This is a genomic window from Streptomyces sp. NPDC031466 (genome assembly GCF_055581265.1).
The window spans coordinates 215,378-233,869 of record NZ_JBVIJT010000007.1 but is presented as its reverse complement, the minus strand read 5'-3'; the positions used below and the strand labels follow the sequence as shown (position 1 = coordinate 233,869).

Annotated in this window: 15 protein-coding genes and 1 tRNA gene; 14 read left to right on the top strand and 2 right to left on the bottom strand. The window is 70.7% G+C overall.

Annotated features, from left to right (window positions below):
- The first annotated feature begins 9 nt into the window (after positions 1–9).
- The 8 genes from ACZ5GP_RS19040 (at position 10) to ACZ5GP_RS19005 (ending at position 10,576) form a co-directional block, all read left to right on the top strand.
- A complete protein-coding gene (locus ACZ5GP_RS19040; protein WP_468752156.1) occupies positions 10–2,004 on the top strand; it encodes an acetyl/propionyl/methylcrotonyl-CoA carboxylase subunit alpha in 1,995 nt (664 codons plus the stop codon).
- Positions 2,001–2,957 carry a hydroxymethylglutaryl-CoA lyase gene (locus ACZ5GP_RS19035; protein ID WP_468751946.1) on the top strand — a complete coding sequence of 319 codons (957 nt, stop codon included), beginning with the start codon at positions 2,001–2,003 and terminating at the stop codon, positions 2,955–2,957. Before ACZ5GP_RS19040 ends, ACZ5GP_RS19035 begins: the two co-directional genes overlap by 4 nt.
- A gap of 7 nt (positions 2,958–2,964) precedes the next feature.
- Positions 2,965–4,119: an acyl-CoA dehydrogenase family protein gene (locus ACZ5GP_RS19030; protein ID WP_358587827.1), complete on the top strand. Its 1,155-nt coding sequence runs from the start codon at positions 2,965–2,967 to the stop codon at positions 4,117–4,119.
- 130 nt (positions 4,120–4,249) lie between these two features.
- Complete coding sequence (locus ACZ5GP_RS19025; RefSeq protein ID WP_361075973.1) at positions 4,250–5,308, top strand: ABC transporter substrate-binding protein; 1,059 nt, start codon at positions 4,250–4,252, stop codon at positions 5,306–5,308.
- A gap of 211 nt (positions 5,309–5,519) precedes the next feature.
- Complete coding sequence (locus ACZ5GP_RS19020; protein ID WP_468751945.1) at positions 5,520–6,962, top strand: pyridoxal phosphate-dependent decarboxylase family protein; 1,443 nt, start codon at positions 5,520–5,522, stop codon at positions 6,960–6,962.
- Positions 6,946–8,253: a lysine N(6)-hydroxylase/L-ornithine N(5)-oxygenase family protein gene (locus ACZ5GP_RS19015; RefSeq protein ID WP_468751944.1), complete on the top strand. Its 1,308-nt coding sequence runs from the start codon at positions 6,946–6,948 to the stop codon at positions 8,251–8,253. The genes ACZ5GP_RS19020 and ACZ5GP_RS19015 overlap by 17 nt, the downstream gene beginning before the upstream one ends.
- Positions 8,250–8,813 carry a GNAT family N-acetyltransferase gene (locus ACZ5GP_RS19010; RefSeq protein ID WP_468751943.1) on the top strand — a complete coding sequence of 188 codons (564 nt, stop codon included), beginning with the start codon at positions 8,250–8,252 and terminating at the stop codon, positions 8,811–8,813. The genes ACZ5GP_RS19015 and ACZ5GP_RS19010 overlap by 4 nt, the downstream gene beginning before the upstream one ends.
- Positions 8,810–10,576 carry an IucA/IucC family protein gene (locus ACZ5GP_RS19005; RefSeq protein ID WP_468751942.1) on the top strand — a complete coding sequence of 589 codons (1,767 nt, stop codon included), beginning with the start codon at positions 8,810–8,812 and terminating at the stop codon, positions 10,574–10,576. Before ACZ5GP_RS19010 ends, ACZ5GP_RS19005 begins: the two co-directional genes overlap by 4 nt.
- A 47-nt stretch (positions 10,577–10,623) precedes the next feature.
- On the opposite strand, the gene ACZ5GP_RS19000 is transcribed toward ACZ5GP_RS19005, so the two are convergent.
- Entirely contained in the window at positions 10,624–12,243 is a 1,620-nt protein-coding gene (locus tag ACZ5GP_RS19000; protein ID WP_468751941.1) for a beta-N-acetylhexosaminidase, read from the bottom strand.
- A 217-nt stretch (positions 12,244–12,460) separates the two neighbouring features.
- On the opposite strand from ACZ5GP_RS19000, the gene ACZ5GP_RS18995 reads away from it, so the two are divergent.
- Positions 12,461–12,718 carry a hypothetical protein gene (locus ACZ5GP_RS18995; RefSeq protein ID WP_468751940.1) on the top strand — a complete coding sequence of 86 codons (258 nt, stop codon included), beginning with the start codon at positions 12,461–12,463 and terminating at the stop codon, positions 12,716–12,718.
- A 10-nt stretch (positions 12,719–12,728) separates the two neighbouring features.
- Entirely contained in the window at positions 12,729–14,546 is a 1,818-nt protein-coding gene (glmS, locus tag ACZ5GP_RS18990) for a glutamine--fructose-6-phosphate transaminase (isomerizing) (RefSeq protein ID WP_468751939.1), read from the top strand.
- Between the two features lie 122 nt (positions 14,547–14,668).
- On the opposite strand, the gene ACZ5GP_RS18985 is transcribed toward glmS, so the two are convergent.
- Positions 14,669–15,193, bottom strand: coding sequence for a universal stress protein (locus ACZ5GP_RS18985; protein WP_358586801.1), 525 nt, complete (start codon positions 15,191–15,193; stop codon positions 14,669–14,671).
- A gap of 352 nt (positions 15,194–15,545) precedes the next feature.
- On the opposite strand from ACZ5GP_RS18985, the gene ACZ5GP_RS18980 reads away from it, so the two are divergent.
- From ACZ5GP_RS18980 to ACZ5GP_RS18965, 4 genes are all read left to right on the top strand, one after another.
- Complete coding sequence (locus tag ACZ5GP_RS18980) at positions 15,546–15,917, top strand: hypothetical protein (protein WP_468751938.1); 372 nt, start codon at positions 15,546–15,548, stop codon at positions 15,915–15,917.
- A gap of 414 nt (positions 15,918–16,331) precedes the next feature.
- Entirely contained in the window at positions 16,332–17,561 is a 1,230-nt protein-coding gene (locus ACZ5GP_RS18975; protein WP_468751937.1) for a GlxA family transcriptional regulator, read from the top strand.
- Positions 17,562–17,571: 10 nt separating this feature from the next.
- On the top strand, positions 17,572–18,174 hold the full coding sequence (gene orn / locus ACZ5GP_RS18970) for an oligoribonuclease (RefSeq protein ID WP_468751936.1): 603 nt from the start codon (positions 17,572–17,574) through the stop codon (positions 18,172–18,174).
- 109 nt (positions 18,175–18,283) lie between these two features.
- Positions 18,284–18,356: transfer RNA gene (locus ACZ5GP_RS18965), tRNA-His, on the top strand.
- Positions 18,357–18,492: the final 136 nt, after the last annotated feature.

The window sequence follows — 18,492 nt, the reverse complement described above, 5'->3', positions numbered from 1 at the left end:
CGAATGACGATGTTCGACACGGTCCTGGTCGCCAACCGGGGCGAGATCGCGGTCCGCGTCATCCGCACGCTGCGCGCGCTGGGCATCCGCTCGGTCGCGGTGTTCAGCGACGCGGACGCGGACGCCCGCCATGTGCGCGAGGCCGACACCGCCGTACGGATCGGTCCGCCGCCGGCCGCCGAGAGCTATCTGTCCGTGGAGCGGATCCTCGGGGCGGCGGCCACCTCCGGCGCCCAAGCGGTCCACCCCGGCTATGGATTCCTCGCGGAGAACGCCGCGTTCGCGCAGGCCTGCGCCGACGCCGGCCTCACCTTCATCGGACCCCCCGCCCCCGCGATCGACCTGATGGGCGACAAGATCCGCGCCAAGGAGACCGTGCGGGCGGCCGGCGTCCCGGTCGTCCCCGGCTCCTCCGGAAGCGGCCTGAGCGACGCCGAACTGGCCGCCGCGGCAAGCGAGATCGGCACGCCGATCCTCCTCAAGCCGAGCGCGGGCGGCGGCGGCAAGGGCATGCGCCTGGTGCGGGACGAGGCCCTCCTCGCCGAGGAGATCGCGGCGGCCCGCCGCGAGGCCCGCGCCTCCTTCGGTGACGACACCCTCCTCGTCGAGCGGTGGGTCGACCGCCCCCGGCACATCGAGATCCAGGTCCTCGCGGACGGCCACGGGAACGTGGTCCACCTCGGCGAGCGCGAATGCTCTCTCCAGCGCCGCCACCAGAAGCTCATCGAGGAGGCGCCCAGCGTCCTGCTGGACGAGGCCACCCGCGCCGCGATGGGCGAGGCGGCGGTCCAGGCGGCCCGCTCCTGCGGATACACCGGCGCGGGCACCGTGGAGTTCATCGTCCCCGGCAAGGACCCCTCCTCGTACTACTTCATGGAGATGAACACCCGCCTCCAGGTGGAGCACCCCGTCACGGAGCTGGTCGTCTCCCTCGGGCAGGCCGGCACCGGGCGCGGTCTCGACCTGGTCGAGTGGCAGCTGCGGGTGGCCGCTGGGGAGCCCCTGCCCTTCACCCAGGACGACATCACCCTGACCGGGCACGCGGTGGAGGCCCGGATCTGCGCCGAGACCGTGTCCGTCAAGGCCGGCGCGCGCGGATTCCTGCCCTCTGGCGGCACGGTCCTCTCCCTGCGCGAGCCGCAGGGCGACGGCGTGCGCACCGACTCGGGCCTCAGCGAGGGCACGGAGGTCGGCAGCCTCTACGACCCGATGCTCTCCAAGGTCATCGCCTACGGCCCCGACCGGGCCACGGCCCTGCGCAGGCTGCGGGCCGCCCTCGCCGAGACGGTCACCCTGGGCGTGCCGACCAACGCGGGCTTCCTGCGCCGGCTCCTCGCCCACCCTGCGGTGATGGCGGGCGACCTCGACACCGGCCTCGTGGAGCGCGAGGTGGACACCCTGGTCCCGGACGGCGTGCCCGACGAGGTGTACGAGGCGGCGGCAGCGGTGCGCGAAGCCGCCCTCGCCCCCGCGCCGGACGGCTGGACGGACCCCTTCTCCGTGCCGAGCGGCTGGCGGCTCGGCGGCACCCCGGCGCCCGTGACGCACTGGCTCCAGGCCGCGGGACTTGAACCCGTCACGCACCGGCTGCGCGGCAGTGGCCACACCGTCACCCCGGACCGGGTGCACGTCACGGTGGACGGCGTCCGGCACACCTTCCACCGCGCGGGCGACTGGCTGGGCCGCGACGGCGACGCCTGGCACGTGCGGGACCACGACCCGGTGGAGGCGAGCCTGACGGGCGCCTCGCACGCCGGGGCCGACGCGCTCACCGCCCCCATGCCGGGCACCGTCACGGTCGTGAAGGTCTCCCCCGGGGACCAGGTGAGCGCCGGTCAGAGCCTGCTCGTGGTCGAGGCGATGAAGATGGAGCACGTCATCTCCGCCCCGCACGCCGGTACGGTCACCGAGCTGGACGTCACCCCGGGCTCGACGGTCGCCATGGACCAACTGCTCGCCGTGGTGACCCCGGCCGACGAAACGACCGAGGAGGACCGGGGATGACCACCGCGAGCGCACCCGGCGGGCTGCCCATGACGGTGCCGGGCGAGGGCCTGCCCGCCCGCGTCCGCATCCACGAGGTCGGCGCCCGCGACGGCCTCCAGAACGAGAAGTCGGTGGTGCCCACCGAGATCAAGGCGGAGTTCGTCCACCGCCTGGCCGACGCGGGCCTGACCACCATCGAGGCGACCAGCTTCGTACACCCCAAGTGGGTGCCCCAACTGGCTGACGCCGAGCGGCTCTTCCCGCTCCTCGGCGACCTGCGGGGCGTGCATCTGCCGGTCCTCGTGCCGAACGAACGCGGCCTGGACCGCGCCCTCGCGCTCGGCGCCCACCGCGTCGCCGTCTTCGCCAGCGCCACCGAGTCCTTCGCCAAGGCCAACCTCAACCGCACGGTGGACGAGGCCCTCGCCATGTTCGACCCGGTGGTCTCCCGCGCGCGGGAGCAGCGGATGCACGTGCGCGGCTACCTGTCGATGTGCTTCGGCGACCCCTGGGAGGGCCCGGTGCCCGTCGACCAGGTCGTGCGCGTCTGCCGCGCCCTGCTCGACATGGGGTGCGACGAGCTGAGCCTCGGCGACACCATCGGCGTGGCCACGCCCGGCCATGTGGGCGCCCTGCTCACCGCGTTGGGCGAGGCGGGCGTGCCGGTCGAGCGCGTCGGCGTGCACTTCCACGACACGTACGGCCAGGCGCTCGCCAACACCCTGGCCGCCCTCCAGCAGGGCGTGACGACGGTGGACGCCTCCGCGGGCGGCCTCGGCGGCTGCCCGTACGCCAAGAGCGCCACCGGGAACCTCGCCACCGAGGACCTCGTGTGGATGCTGCACGGCCTCGGCATCGACACCGGCGTCGACCTCGGCCGCCTCAGCGCCACCAGCGCCTGGATGGCCGGCCACCTCGGCCGGCCCAGCCCGTCCCGCACCGTCCGCGCCCTGACCCACCAGGAGCAGTGAGAATACGATGGACCACCGCCTGAGCCCCGAGCACGAGGAACTGCGCCGCACCGTCGAGGCGTTCGCGCACGACGTCGTCGCCCCGAAGATCGGCGACTTCTACGAACGCCACGAGTTCCCCTACGAGATCGTCCGCGAGATGGGCCGCATGGGCCTGTTCGGCCTGCCCTTCCCGGAGGAGTACGGCGGGATGGGCGGCGACTACTTCGCGCTCGGCATCGCCCTGGAGGAGCTGGCCCGCGTCGACTCCTCGGTGGCGATCACCCTGGAGGCGGGTGTCTCGCTCGGCGCGATGCCGCTGCACCTGTTCGGCACCGAGGAGCAGAAGCGGCAGTGGCTGCCCCGGCTGTGCGCCGGTGAGGTGCTCGGCGCGTTCGGGCTGACCGAGCCGGACGGCGGTTCGGACGCGGGCGGCACCCGCACCACGGCGGTGCGGGACGGCGACGAGTGGGTGATCAACGGCTCGAAGTGCTTCATCACCAACTCCGGTACGGACATCACCGGTCTGGTCACGGTCACCGCCGTCACCGGTCGCAAGCCGGACGGCCGGCCGCTGATCTCCTCGATCATCGTGCCCTCGGGCACCCCGGGCTTCACGGTCGCGGCGCCGTACTCGAAGGTCGGCTGGAACGCCTCGGACACCCGCGAGCTGTCCTTCTCCGACGTCCGCGTGCCGCTCGCCAACCTCCTGGGCGAGGAGGGCCGCGGGTACGCGCAGTTCCTGCGCATCCTGGACGAGGGCCGGGTGGCGATCTCCGCGCTGGCCACCGGGCTCGCCCAGGGCTGCGTGGACGAGTCGGTGAAGTACGCCAAGGAGCGGCACGCGTTCGGCAGGCCGATCGGGGCGAACCAGGCCATCCAGTTCAAGCTCGCCGACATGGAGACGCGGGCGCACATGGCCCGGGTCGGCTGGCGGGACGCGGCCTCGCGCCTGGTGGCCGGGGAGCCGTTCAAGAAGGAGGCGGCCATCGCCAAGCTGTACTCCTCCACGGTCGCCGTGGACAACGCCCGCGAGGCCACCCAGATCCACGGCGGGTACGGCTTCATGAACGAGTACCCGGTGGCCCGCATGTGGCGGGACTCCAAGATCCTGGAGATCGGCGAGGGCACCAGCGAGGTACAGCGCATGCTCATCGCGCGGGAGCTGGGTTTCGCGGGCTGACCACCGGCGCCCTCGGGGCGGTGCGGCGCGGAGGGGACCCCTGGACTCGAAGTCAGCTTAGGCTAGCCTAAGCTCTACTTCCGGCCAGTGGCCCCGAGCCGCCGCACCGTCACGAAAGCAGAGAACCCACATGTCCCAGCCCCGTCCGACCCAGCTCTCCCGCCGCGGCATCCTCGCCGCCGGCGGCGCCCTCGGCCTCACCGCCGTCCTGGCGGCCTGCGGCAACGACAAAAAGGACGGGGACACCAAGGCCGACGGCGGCGCGGCCAAGTCCGGCCCCTGGAGCTTCAAGGACGACCGCGGCAAGACCGCCGAGCGCGACAAGACGCCGAAGAACATCGTCGCCTTCACCGGCGTCGCCGCCGCCCTCTTCGACTACGGCATCGAGTGCAAGGGCGTCTTCGGCCCGACGAAGACCGGGGACGGCAAGCCCGATGTCCAGGCCGGCGACATGGACATCAGCAAGCTGACGATCATCGGCAACGAATGGGGCCAGTTCAGCGTCGAGAAGTACGCCTCCCTCGCACCCGACGTGCTGATCTCCACCATGTTCGACGCCAAGGGCACCCTCTGGTACGTGCCGGAGGAGAACGCGGGCAAGGTGGACAAGCTCGCCCCCAGCGTCGGCATCAGCGTCTACGACCGCCAGATGACCCAGCCCCTCCAGCGCATTCTCGCGCTCGCGGAGTCGCTCGGTGCGGACGTGAAGGCGGACAAGGTCGCCAAGGCGAAGAAGCGTTTCGAGGACGCCTCCGAGCGGCTGCGCAAGGTGGCCAAGGCCCACAAGGACATCAAGGTGCTCGTGGGCTCCGCGAGCCAGGAGCTGTTCTACGTCTCCGGTTCGGACCTCTCGGCGGACCTGGAGTACTTCAAGGCGCTCGGCGTGAACCTCGTCGAGCCGCCGGAGAAGGCCAAGAAGGCCTCCGGTGGTTGGTTCGAGAACCTGAGCTGGGAGAACGTCGACCAGTACCACGCGGACATCATCATGATGGACAACCGCACCTCCGCCATCCAGCCGGACGTCCTGGACAAGTCCAAGCCGACCTGGAAGAAGCTGCCCGCCGTCAAGGCCGGACAGGTCATCCCGCGCGTCACGGAGCCGATCTTCTCGTACGACAAGTGCGCCCCGATCCTGGAGGACCTCGCGGACGCGATCGAGAAGGCGAAGAAGCTCAAGAAGACCGCCTGAGCCGGCCGGGCGCCTGCCCCGACCCCCGCGTCACCAGCCGCCCTTTCCGACTTCGGAGGGGGCGGCTCCGCTTTTGTGACGCATGGGGACCCCCGGGGTTCAAGGGGTAACCAACTTAGGTTAGGCTACCCTTAGTTCCACGCCGCGTCCTCGCTCCCCACGCTCCTGTCCCCGAGGGCCCGGCCAAGTCCCCTCACCTGGAGGACAGTTCATGCGCTCGCACCTGCTCAATGACACCACCGCGGAGCGGTACCGCAGCTCCGTGACCGAAGGGGTCGAGCGGGTGGCGGCCCGACTCGCCACCACCTCCCGTCCGTTCAGCGGCATCTCCGTCGACGAACTCGCCCCCCGCGTGGCGGCCGTCGACCTGGACGAGCCCCTGCACGACACCATCGCCGCGCTCGACGAACTCGAAGAGCTGTACCTGCGCGACGCGGTCTACTTCCACCACCCCCGCTACCTCGCCCACCTCAACTGCCCGGTCGTCATCCCCGCCCTCCTGGGCGAGGCGGTGCTCTCCGCCGTCAACTCCTCGCTCGACACCTGGGACCAGTCCGCGGGCGGCACCCTCATCGAGCGCCGCCTGATCGACTGGACCTGCGAGCGCATCGGCCTCGGCCCGGCCGCCGACGGGGTGTTCACCAGCGGCGGCACCCAGTCCAACCTCCACGCGCTGCTGCTCGCCCGCGAGGAGACCAAGGAGCGGGACCCCGCCCGCATCCGCATCCTCGCCTCCGAGGTCGGCCACTTCAGCGTCCAGAAGGCGGCCCGGCTGCTCGGCCTCGGCGAGGACGCCGTCGTGGTGATCCCCACCGACCGGACCAAGCGCATGCGGACCGTGGCGCTCGCCCGCGAGCTGGAGCGCTGCCGGCGCGACGGCCTCTCCCCCATGGCCGTCGTCGCCACCGCGGGCACCACCGACTTCGGCTCCATCGACCCGCTGCCCGAGATCGCCGAGCTGTGCGCCCAGTACGGCACCTGGCTGCACGTGGACGCGGCGTACGGCTGCGGGCTGCTCGCCTCCCGCAAGAACCGGCACCTCCTCGACGGCATCGAGCACGCCGACTCCGTCACCGTGGACTACCACAAGTCCTTCTTCCAGCCGGTGAGTTCCTCGGCGGTGCTGGTGCGCGACCGGGCGACGCTGTCCCACGCGACGTACCACGCGGAGTACCTCAACCCGCGCCGCATGGTGCAGGAGCGCATCCCCAACCAGGTCGACAAATCCCTCCAGACGACCCGCCGCTTCGACGCCCTGAAGCTGTGGATGACGCTGCGCGTGATGGGCGCCGACGGCATCGGCGACCTCTTCGACGAAGTCTGCGACCTGGCCACCGAGGGCTGGAAGCTGCTCGCCGCCGACCCCCGCTTCGACGTCGTGGTCGAGCCGCAGCTCTCCACCCTCGTCTTCCGCTACATCCCCGCCGCGATCTGCGACCCCGCCGCGATCGACCGCGCCAACCTCTACGCCCGCAAGGCGCTGTTCGCCTCCGGTGACGCGGTCGTCGCGGGCACCAAGGTGGGCGACCGCCAGTACCTGAAGTTCACCCTGCTCAACCCCGAGACCACCACCACCGACATCACGGCTGTCCTCGATCTCATCGCCGGCCACGCCGAGCAGTACCTGGGAGAGAACCTTGACCGCGCCTGCTGACCCCCACCAGCCGCCCGCGACGCACGACTTCATCGGCATCGGCCTCGGCCCCTTCAACCTCGGCCTCGCCTGCCTGACCGAACCGCTGGACGAGCTGAACGGCCTGTTCCTGGAGTCCAAGCCGGACTTCGAGTGGCACTCCGGGATGTTCCTGGAGGGCGCCCACCTCCAGACGCCGTTCATGTCGGACCTGGTCACCCTGGCCGACCCGACATCGCCGTACTCCTTCCTGAACTACCTGAAGGAATCGGGGCGGCTGTACTCCTTCTACATCCGCGAGAACTTCTACCCGCTGCGCACCGAGTACAACGACTACTGCCGCTGGGCCGCGGCCCGGCTCTCCTCGATCCGCTTCAGCACGACGGTCGAGGAGGTCACCCACGAGGACGGGCTGTACGTCGTACGGACCACCGCCGGTGACCTGTTCCGTGCCCGTCGCCTCGTCCTCGGCACCGGCACGCCGCCGCACCTGCCCGAGGCCTGCGACGGCCTGGGCGGCGACGCCATCCACAACTCGCGCTACCTCCAGAGCAAGGCGGAGCTGCAGAAGAAGGAGTCGATCACGCTCGTCGGCAGCGGCCAGTCCGCCGCCGAGATCTACCACGACCTGCTGAGCGAGATCGACGTCCACGGCTACCGGCTGAACTGGGTCACCCGCTCGCCCCGCTTCTTCCCCCTCGAATACACCAAGCTGACGCTGGAGATGACCTCTCCGGAGTACATCGACTACTTCCACGCGCTGCCCGAGGCGACCCGCTACCGCCTGGAGACCCAGCACAAGGGCCTGTTCAAGGGCATCGACGGCGAGCTGATCGACGCCATCTTCGACCTGCTCTACCAGAAGAGCCTCACCGGGCCCGTCCCGACCCGACTGCTGACCAACACCGCGCTGACCGAGGCTAGTTACGACAGCACGGACCGCACGTACACGCTGGGGCTGCGCCAGGAGGAGCAGGACAAGGAGTTCCGGCTGCGCACCCAGGGCCTGATCCTCGCCACCGGCTACCGCTACCAGGTGCCCGACTTCCTCGCGCCGGTCCACGACCGCATCCGCTGGGACGGCCGAGGCCGCTACGACGTGGCGCGCAACTACAGCATCGACACCACCGGGCACGGCATCTTCCTGCAGAACGCCGCCGTCCACACCCACTCGATCACCAGCCCCGACCTCGGCATGGGCGCCTACCGCAACGCGTCCATCATCCGCGAGCTGACCGGCCGCGAGGTGTACCCGGTCGAGAAGTCCATCGCGTTCCAGGAGTTCGCGGCACCCGAGGGAGTCCTGATATGACCGCCGAGCGCCACGCGAGCGGCGACTTCACGTTCCGCCCGCTCGACCCCCTGTCCGACGCCGAGCTGCTGCACGGCTGGGTCACGCACCCCAAGGCCTCGTTCTGGATGATGCAGGACGCGTCCCTGCCCGACGTCGAGCGCGAGTACATGGCCATTGCCGCCGCCGAGCACCACGACGCCTTCCTCGGCCTGCACAAGGGGGTGCCGTCGTTCCTGATGGAGCGCTACGACCCCCGGTACGTCGAACTCGTCGGCCTCTACGAGCCGTTGCCCGGCGACGTGGGCATGCACTTCCTCACCGCGCCCTCCGACGTCCGCATCCCCGGCTTCACCCGCGGCGTGATCACCGCCGTGCTGCGGGAGCTGTTCGCCGACCCGGCGACGCGGCGGATCGTGGTCGAACCGGACGTACGCAACACGGCCGTGCACGCCCTCAACGAAACCGTCGGGTTCCGGCCCGAGGCGGTCATCCAGAAGCCGGAGAAGGAAGCCCTGCTGAGCTTCTGCACCCGCGAGCAGTTCGAAGCAGCAGTACGTGAAAGGGAACTGGCGATATGACCCTGTCCGACGCCGTGGCGCACCTGACCCCGGAGCGCTGGGCCACAGCCAACCGCCTGCTCGTGCGCAAGGCGCTCGCCGAGTTCGCCCACGAACGCCTGCTCACCCCCGAGCCGCTGGGCGCGGGCGCGTACGTGGTCCGCTCCGACGACGGCCTGACCCACTACCGCTTCACCGCCCGGGTGTTGCGCCTGGACCACTGGCAGATCGACGCCGAGTCGATCACCCGTCACCGCGACGGCACCGAACTCCCGCTGGACATGCTGGAGTTCTGCACCGAACTGCGAGGCGCGCTCGGCCTGAGCGACGCCATCCTGCCGGTCTACCTGGAGGAGATCTCCTCCACCCTCTCCGGCACCTGCTACAAGCTCACCAAGCCCGCCCTCCCCGCCGCCGAGCTGTCCCGCGCCGGCTTCCAGGAGATCGAGACGGGCATGACCGAGGGCCACCCCTGCTTCGTCGCGAACAACGGACGGCTCGGCTTCGGTGTGCACGAGTACCTCTCGTACGCTCCCGAGACCGCGAGCCCCGTACGCCTGATCTGGCTGGCGGCGCGCAAGGACCGGGCGGCGTTCACGGCGGGCGCCGGCCTCGACCACGAGTCGTTCTTCCGCGCCGAGCTGGGCGAGGAGACCCTGGCCCGCTTCGGACGTGTCCTCACCGACCAGGGGCTCGCCCCCGAGGAGTACCTGCTCATCCCCGTCCACCCCTGGCAGTGGTGGAACAAGCTGTCGGTGACCTTCGCCGCCGAGGTGGCCCAGCAGCGCCTCGTCTGCCTCGGCGAGGGCGACGACGAGTACCTCGCGCAGCAGTCGATCCGCACCTTCTTCAACCGGACCTCCCCCGAGAAGCACTACGTGAAGACGGCCCTGTCCGTCATCAACATGGGCTTCATGCGCGGCCTCTCGGCGGCGTACATGGAGGCGACCCCGGCGATCAACGACTGGCTCGCGCAGCTCGTCGAGACCGACGAGACGCTGCGCGGGACGGGCCTGACGATCATCCGCGAGCGCGCCGCCGTCGGCTACCGCCACCTGGAGTACGAGGCCGCCACCGACCGCTACTCCCCCTACCGCAAGATGCTCGCCGCGCTGTGGCGCGAGAGCCCGGTGGCGTCCCTCGGCGAGGGCGAGCAGCTGGCCACGATGGCCTCCCTGCTGCACGTCGACCGCGACGGCGCGAGCTTCGCCGGGGCGCTCGTCGCACGCTCGGGCCTCGCCCCGACCGAGTGGCTGCGCCGCTACCTGCACGCCTACCTCACACCGCTGCTGCACAGCTTCTACGCCTACGACCTGGTCTTCATGCCGCACGGCGAGAACGTGATCCTGGTCCTGAAGGACGGCGTCGTCCAGCGCGCGATCTTCAAGGACATCGCCGAGGAGATCGCGGTGATGGACCCGGACGCGGTCCTTCCGCCGGTCGTGGAGCGCATCCGCGTGGAGGTCCCCGAGGACAAGAAGCTCCTGTCGATCTTCACGGACGTCTTCGACTGCTTCTTCCGCTTCCTGTCGGCGAACCTCGTCACCGAGGGCCTCGTCGACGAGGACACGTTCTGGGCAACCGTCGCGGAGTGCGTCACCGCCTACCAGGAGGCGACGCCGCACCTGGCGGACAAGTTCCGGCGGTACGACCTGTTCGCCCCGGAGTTCGCGCTGTCCTGCCTGAACCGCCTCCAGCTGCGCAACAACGAGCAGATGGTGGACCTCGCGGACCCCTCGGGCGCCCTCCAGCTGATCGGGACGCTGAAGAACCCGATCGCCTGACCCGGGCGGGGTCGCCGGGACGGTCCCCGGCGACCCCGCCCGCTCTCCTAGCGGGCGGGCCAGGGCACCTGCGGCGACTTGTAGTAGCCGATGCCGAGCGCGTCCCAGCGCGGGGCCTGTGCGGCGAGCCGCGTCCGGTACGTGTCCCAGTCGTGCGTGGCCGCGGGCGACCAGCCGAGTTCGGCGATCCCGGGCAGGCGCGGGAAGGCCATGTGCTCCAGGTGCGCGGAGGTCGAGAGGGTCTCCGTCCACAGCGGCGCCTCGACGCCCATGACCGCGTCGGCGGGCACGCCCGGCAGGTAGGTCGCCGGGTCCCAGTCGTAGGACCGCCGCACTTCCACGAACCCCGCCCAGTCCAGGCCGAGCGGGGTGTCCTTGGTGTACTTCATGTCGAGGTAGGAGCGGTCGGCGGGCGAGAGGACCAGCCGGGTGCCGTTCTTCGCGGCGTGCACGACCCGCTCGCGCTCGGCGGCGCCCGTCCTGTCGTAGCCCCAGTACTGCGCGACGGCCCCCTCGGCGGGTTTGGCGCCCGTGAGCTGGTGCCAGCCCAGCACCGTCTTGCCGTACTCGGCGACCACCGGCTGCACCTTGGCCATGAAGGCCGTGAAGTCCTCGTGGCTGGTGGAGTGCGCCTCGTCGCCGCCGATGTGGAGGTACTCGCCGGGCGTCATCGCGGCCAGTTCGCGGATCACGTCGTCCACGAAGTCGTACGTGACGTCCTTCTTCACGCACAGCGAGCTGAAGCCGACGGCGGTGCCCGTGTAGAGCGGCGGGGCGACGCCGTCGCAGTTCAGTTCGGCGTACGAGGCGAGGGCCGCGTTGGTGTGCCCCGGCATGTCGATCTCGGGGACGACCTCCATGTGCCGCGCGGCGGCGTACGCGACGATCTCCTTGTACTGCGCCTTCGTGTAGTGGCCGCCCGCGCCGCCGCCCACCTGCGTGGAGCCGCCGTACGTGGCCAGCCGCGGCCAGGAGTCGACGGCGATGCGCCAGCCCTGGTCGTCGCTCAGATGCAGGTGCAGCTTGTTCATCTTGTACAGCGCGGCCTGGTCGATGTAGCGCTTGACCTGGTCGACGGGGAAGAAGTGCCGGGCGACGTCGAGCATCGTGGAGCGGTAGCCGTAGCGCGGCATGTCGGTGATGGTGCCGCCCGCGATCCGCCACGGGCCGCGCTGCCCCGTCCTCTTCTCGACGGCGGCGGGCAGCTGCTGGCGCAGCGTCTGCACGCCGTGGAAGAGCCCGGCGCCCGTCCAGGAGGTGATCGTGAGGGAGCCGCGCGTGGACAGGACCCGGTAGCCCTCGGCGCCCAGGGCCTTGTTCTGCGGTGCGGCGCTGATGCGCAGCCGGATGCCGTCGCCGCCCGCCCGGCCGGTGAGCGGGAGCCGGTAGCCGGTGGAGGGGCGCAGCACCTTCGCCAGGTACTCGCCGGCGCGCCGCTCCTCGGGGGTGCCGGCGCGGATGCGGGTCCGGGCGGTGATCTCGTACCCCTCGCCGCCCGCCTCGACCCGCATCGGCGCGGGGACGATCCGGCCGAGCGGGGTGACGGGCGGCTCCGCCCGGCCCGAGGGGGCGGGGGCCGCGGCGAAGGAGGAGACGCCGGCGGCCGCCACCAGCAGCAGCGAGCCGAGCAGGCGCGAGGTCCGGTTCGTTCCGGGGTGCGTTCTCACGAGCGGGTCCCTTCGACGGGGGCGCAGCTGTGGTCCATACCGTTCGAACGGTTCCCATTGGTAACCCCGCCCCCACAAGGGGTCAAGGGGAGGGGAGGAGCTGTTCCGGGAGTCCGCGTCCGCCGGGATAGTCCACCCGAACCCCATTCCGGCGCACCTCTGCCCGATTCCGGGCAGGATTCTTGCGAAAGGGGCGAAGATCCCCCAGGATCATCGAATGCACGACGACCTGGTGGACCACCTCACCCGCAGCACCCCGCTCCAGCGGGGCGAAGCGCTGCGGGTCGTCCAGGACGTGCTCGCCTACTTCGACGAGACGACCGAGGAGTTCGTCCGTCGCCGCCACCGCGAGCTGCAGGGTCAGGGCCTGCTGAACGCGGCGATCTTCGAACAGATCTCGGCGGATCTCGCATACCGCGCGGTCGCGCCGCCGGAGCTGAGCCTCCGGCAGCTGCGCCGCATCATCTACGGCTAGGACACCCTCTATGTGCGGAATCGTCGGTTACATCGGCAAGCGTGACGTCGCCCCCCTGCTCCTCGAAGGCCTCCAGCGCCTGGAGTACCGCGGCTACGACTCGGCGGGCATCGCCGTCACCGGCCCCAAGGCCACCGGCCTGAAGACGGTCAAGGCCAAGGGGCGCGTACGCGACCTGGAGGCCAAGGTGCCCGCCCGCTTCAAGGGCACCACCGGCATCGCCCACACCCGCTGGGCCACCCACGGCGCCCCGTCCGACGAGAACGCCCACCCGCACCTCTCGCAGGACGAGAAGGTCGCCGTCGTCCACAACGGCATCATTGACAACGCCTCGGAGCTGCGCGCCAAGCTCACCGCCGACGGCGTAGAGTTCCTCTCCGAGACGGACACCGAGGTCCTGACCCACCTCATCGCCCGCTCCCAGGCGGACACCCTGGAGGAGAAGGTCCGCGAGGCCCTGCGCCACATCGAGGGCACGTACGGCATCGCCGTCCTGCACGCCGACTTCAACGACCGCATCGTCGTCGCCCGCAACGGCTCCCCGGTGGTCCTCGGCATCGGCGAGAAGGAGATGTTCGTCGCCTCGGACGTCGCCGCGCTCGTCTCGCACACCCGCCAGGTCGTCACCCTCGACGACGGCGAGATGGCCACCATCAAGGCCGACGACTACCGCACCTACACCACCGAGGGCTCCCGCACGACCGCCTCGCCGACCACCGTGGAGTGGGAGGCCGAGTCGTACGACATGGGCGGCCACGACACGTACATGCACAAGGAGATCTTCGAGCAGCCCGACGCGGTGGACCGCGTCCTGCGCGGCCGCATCGACGACCGCTTCTCCACCGTGCACCTCGGCGGCCTCAACCTCGACGCGCACGACGCCCGCAAGGTGCGCCGCGTCAAGATCCTCGGCTGCGGCACCTCGTACCACGCGGGCATGATCGGCGCCCAGATGATCGAGGAGCTGGCCCGCATCCCCGCCGACGCGGAGCCGGCGTCCGAGTTCCGCTACCGCAACCCGGTCGTGGACCCCGACACCCTCTACATCGCGGTCTCCCAGTCCGGCGAGACGTACGACGTGCTCGCCGCCGTCCAGGAGCTGAAGCGCAAGGGCGCCCGCGTCCTCGGCGTGGTCAACGTCGTCGGCTCGGCGATCGCCCGGGAGGCCGACGCGGGCGTGTACGTCCACGCGGGTCCCGAGGTCTGCGTCGTCTCCACCAAGTGCTTCACGAACACCACGGTGGCCTTCGGCCTGCTCGCCCTGCACCTGGGCCGCATCCGCGACCTGTCGGTCTCCGACGGCAAGCGGATCATCGAGGGCCTGCGCAAGCTGCCCGGCCAGATCTCGGAGATCCTCAAGCAGGAGGACGAGATCAAGAAGATCGCCAAGAGCTACGCGGACGCCCGCTCGATGCTCTTCATCGGCCGGGTCCGGGGCTACCCCGTCGCCCGTGAGGCCTCCCTCAAGCTCAAGGAGGTCTCCTACATCCACGCCGAGGCCTACCCCGCCTCCGAGCTGAAGCACGGCCCGCTCGCCCTCATCGAGCCCGCGCTCCCCACGGTCGCGATCGTCCCGAACGACGACCTCCTGGAGAAGAACCGCGCCGCCCTGGAGGAGATCAAGGCCCGCAGCGGCAAGATCCTCGCGGTCGCGCACCAGGAGCAGGAGAAGGCCGACCAGACGATCATCGTCCCGAAGAACGAGAACGAGCTGGACCCGATCCTGATGGGCATCCCGCTCCAACTCCTCGCCTACCACACGGCGTTGGCGCTCGGCCGGGACATCGACAAGCCGCGCAACCTGGCGAAGTCCGTGACCGTCGAATAGCCGGACCCGGCGGGTCGAACAGTCCGACCCGGCAGGAGAAGTGAAACGGCTCCCCGTGCGTGCCACCAGCACACACGGGGAGCCGCTCCCTCAAGAGCCGGGGCCGACCGGTTGACGATGCGTCACGGAATGACGATGACGGGCCGCTGCGCCCGGCGCGCCAACCGCCCGGCGACGGAGCCGAAGATGCGCCCGACGATGCCGTGCGTGGAGCCGACGACGATCGCGTCCGCGCTGTACTCGCGGCCGACCTCCTCCAGCTCGTGGCAGATGTCGCCGCCGCGCTCGACGAGGATCCAGGGCACCTCGGCGAGATAGTCCGCACAGGCCAGTTCGAGGCCGAGCACCTCGGTGCGGTGGTCCGGGACGTCGACGAAGACCGGCGGCTCGCACCCCGCCCACACCGTGGTGGGCAGCCGGTTGGCGACATGCACGATGATCAGGCCCGAGCCGGAGCGGTGGGCCATGCCGATGGCATAGGCGAGGGCGCGCTCACTGGAGGTCGAGCCGTCGAAGCCGACGACGACACCGTGCCGGAAGGCCGGATCGCAGGCATGACGTGGTTCTTCCGCCGCTCGGGGGGTCGCTGTCGGATCGGCGACCTGCCGCTTGCGGTCCGCGGGTTCGAAGAATTCGTGACCGGCCATGGGTGTCTCGGCGAAGGAGTCCTCTGTGGGAGGGTCTGCTGTTCGGATGCTGCGGCAGTTCAAGGACCTGGAGGTAGTCCGGGAATCATCTTCCCAACCCCATACCCCCAAGGGTACGGCGACACTCCTCTCCTGCCCAGAGCCTGCGAAGAGCCCGCACGGGCCCGCGCCGGACCGCGCACAGGGCCTCCCGGCGTTCACCGGAGCATGCATGAGCCTCGCCCGGATGGCAATGGTTGCTGCCACGTACAGGCGGTTTGCGCACCCGTCCGGAGCCCGGTGGTCGCCGCACCAGTGACCGCCCGCGCGGCCGTGCGTTGAACCCCGTACGCCACCGCCGAGGGAGCACGCCGTGCCTGGAACCTCTACCGCGCCCCCGACCGCCCCCAAGGACCGCCCCGACCCCGCCCCGCGCCCCGGGGCGCCGCGGCGCGGCCCCGGACAGGACCCGGCGGGCGACGTCGTCCGCTGGGCGGCGTTCAGCTGCGTACTGGTCCCCGTCGTCCTGGTGGGGTACGGGATCTCGCTGGCCGGAGCCGGCGGCGCGGCCCTCGGTCTGGCGGCCGTCACCGGGGTCTGCCGGGTGCTGCTGCGACAGGCCGAGCGGGGCGCCGCGCGCCAGCTCGCGGAGCAGCGCTGCGGGCACCGCGGACGGCACGGCAGAACGGGTACGGGAGGACACCGGGGAACCCGGCACAGCCCGGGCGGTGCGCCGGTCGACTGACCGATTCGCACACACGCTCCCGTAGCTTTTCAGCCAAGTTCCCCGGGTGCCGATCTCCCCGGCCGAACGGGCCCTCCAGCCTCGTCCGGCCTGGGCTGAAAGGGGCCCAGAAGGCAGGCGCACCCTACGGGGACCGGCCACGGAGCGAAGGCGCACTTCCCTGTGCGGCCCACGAGTGCAACGCTTCGTGATCGAATGCTTCACGCCAAGTTGCCATGTCGACAATCTGCCGGGTGCTGAACTGGTCACCCCGGCAGCACGGGACACAGTAGATTCGATCTTGACTGTATTACGGCGGGGGACTGGTGGAGGACCGAGGGGAAACGTGCAGGAGCGACAAGCCAGGCAAGCGCGTCAAGCACGTCGAGCACGTCAAGAACAGGGAGCCGCTACGACCGAGGGGGGTTTAGCGCCATGACTCACGACTCCATCGCAGCGCCGGAGACCACGGCTCGGAAGCTCTCCGGGCGCCGACGCCGGGAGATCGTATCGGTGCTGCTCTTCAGTGGTGGTCCCATCTTCGAGAGTTCCATACCGCTCTCCGTGTTCGGCATCGACCGGCAGGACGCGGGAGTGCCCCGATACCGGCTGCTCGTGTGCGCCGGCGAAGAGGGCCCGCTGCGGACCACCGGCGGACTGGAACTCACCGCACCACACGGCCTGGAGGCCATCGGCAGGGCGGGCACGGTCGTCGTACCGGCCTGGCGGTCGATCACCTCTCCGCCGCCGCCGGAGGCACTCGACGCGCTGCGCCGCGCGCACGAGGAGGGTGCCCGCATCGTCGGGCTCTGCACCGGCGCGTTCGTGCTCGCCGCCGCCGGACTGCTCGACGGCCGGCCCGCGACCACCCACTGGATGTACGCGCCGACGCTCGCGAAGCGCTACCCGTCCGTGCACGTGGACCCGCGCGAGCTGTTCGTCGACGACGGGGACGTCCTGACGAGCGCCGGCACCGCGGCCGGAATCGATCTCTGTCTGCACATCGTGCGCACGGACCACGGCAACGAGGCGGCGGGCGCGCTCGCCCGCAGGCTCGTGGTGCCGCCGCGCCGGGCCGGCGGCCAGGAGCGCTACCTCGACAGGTCTTTACCCGAGGAGATCGGCGCCGACCCGCTCGCCGAGGTCGTCGCCTGGGCCCTGGAGCACCTCCACGAGCAGTTCGACGTGGAGACGCTGGCCGCGCGCGCGTACATGAGCAGGCGGACCTTCGACCGCAGGTTCCGCTCGCTCACCGGGAGCGCTCCCCTGCAGTGGCTGATCACCCAGCGGGTGCTCCAGGCGCAGCGGCTCCTGGAGACCTCCGACTACTCCGTCGACGAGGTCGCGGGCCGCTGCGGCTTCCGCTCGCCGGTCGCCCTGCGGGGCCACTTCCGGCGCCAGCTGGGCTCCTCGCCCGCCGCCTACCGGGCCGCCTACCGCGCCCGCAGGCCGCAGGGCGAGCGCGTGCTGGAGTCCGTTCCGACGGCCTCGCAGGCCATGCCCGCGCTGGTGGAAGCGGGTCCGGTGCCGACCCAGACCCGGCGCACCGCGGCCGCGAGCGCGCTCGGGGCGACGGCCTCCATGCCCGCCGAGCCCGGCAAGCCGCACTCGGACGCGTACGCGTCGGGCCGCACTCCCCTGCCCGGCCAGAGGAGTGCGCCGTAGGGTAAGACGCATGAACGATCGCATGGTGTGGATCGACTGCGAGATGACCGGGCTCTCGTTGACGGATGACGCACTTATCGAGGTGGCCGCACTGGTCACCGACTCGGAACTGAACGTGCTCGGCGAAGGTGTGGACATCGTGATCCGCCCGCCGGACGCGGCGCTGGAGACCATGCCCGAGGTGGTGCGCGCGATGCACACCGCCTCGGGGCTCCTCGACGAGCTGGCCGGCGGCACCACGCTGGCGGACGCCGAGGAGCAGGTCCTGGCGTACGTACGTGAGCACGTCAAGGAGCCGCGGAAGGCTCCGCTGTGCGGAAACTCGGTCGGCACCGACCGCGGCTTCCTGCTGCGGGACATGGCGACGCTGGAGGAGTACCTCCACTACCGGATCGTCGACGTGTCCTCCATCAAGGAGCTGGCCCGGCGCTGGTACCCCCGGGCGTACTTCAACAGCCCGGACAAGAGCGGCAACCACCGGGCGCTCGCCGACATTCGCGAGTCCATCGCCGAGCTGCGCTACTACCGCGAGGCGATCTTCGTCCCGCAGCCCGGCCCGGACTCGGACACCGCGAAGACGATCGCGGCCAAGCACGTCCTGCCCTCGCGCTGACCCCGCGAGGCCCCCGTGTACGGGGTCCGGAAAAAGGCGTGCGCGAGCACCCCTTCGGACCCTGTACACTTTTTCTCGGCCGGTCGGAAGGAAACGAAGACCGGACATGGTGGGTGTAGCTCAGTTGGTAGAGCACCTGGTTGTGGTCCAGGTGGCCGCGGGTTCAAGTCCCGTCACTCACCCTGAAGGATCAAGGGCTGACCCGTGAAAACGGGTCAGCCCTTTTTCGTGCGTCCATCCGTGGGAACGCCATGGGAACAATCCGGGGCGGCACAACGGCCCCCAGGCCTCGCTCGGTCCGGCTGGGGGCCTTCGTCA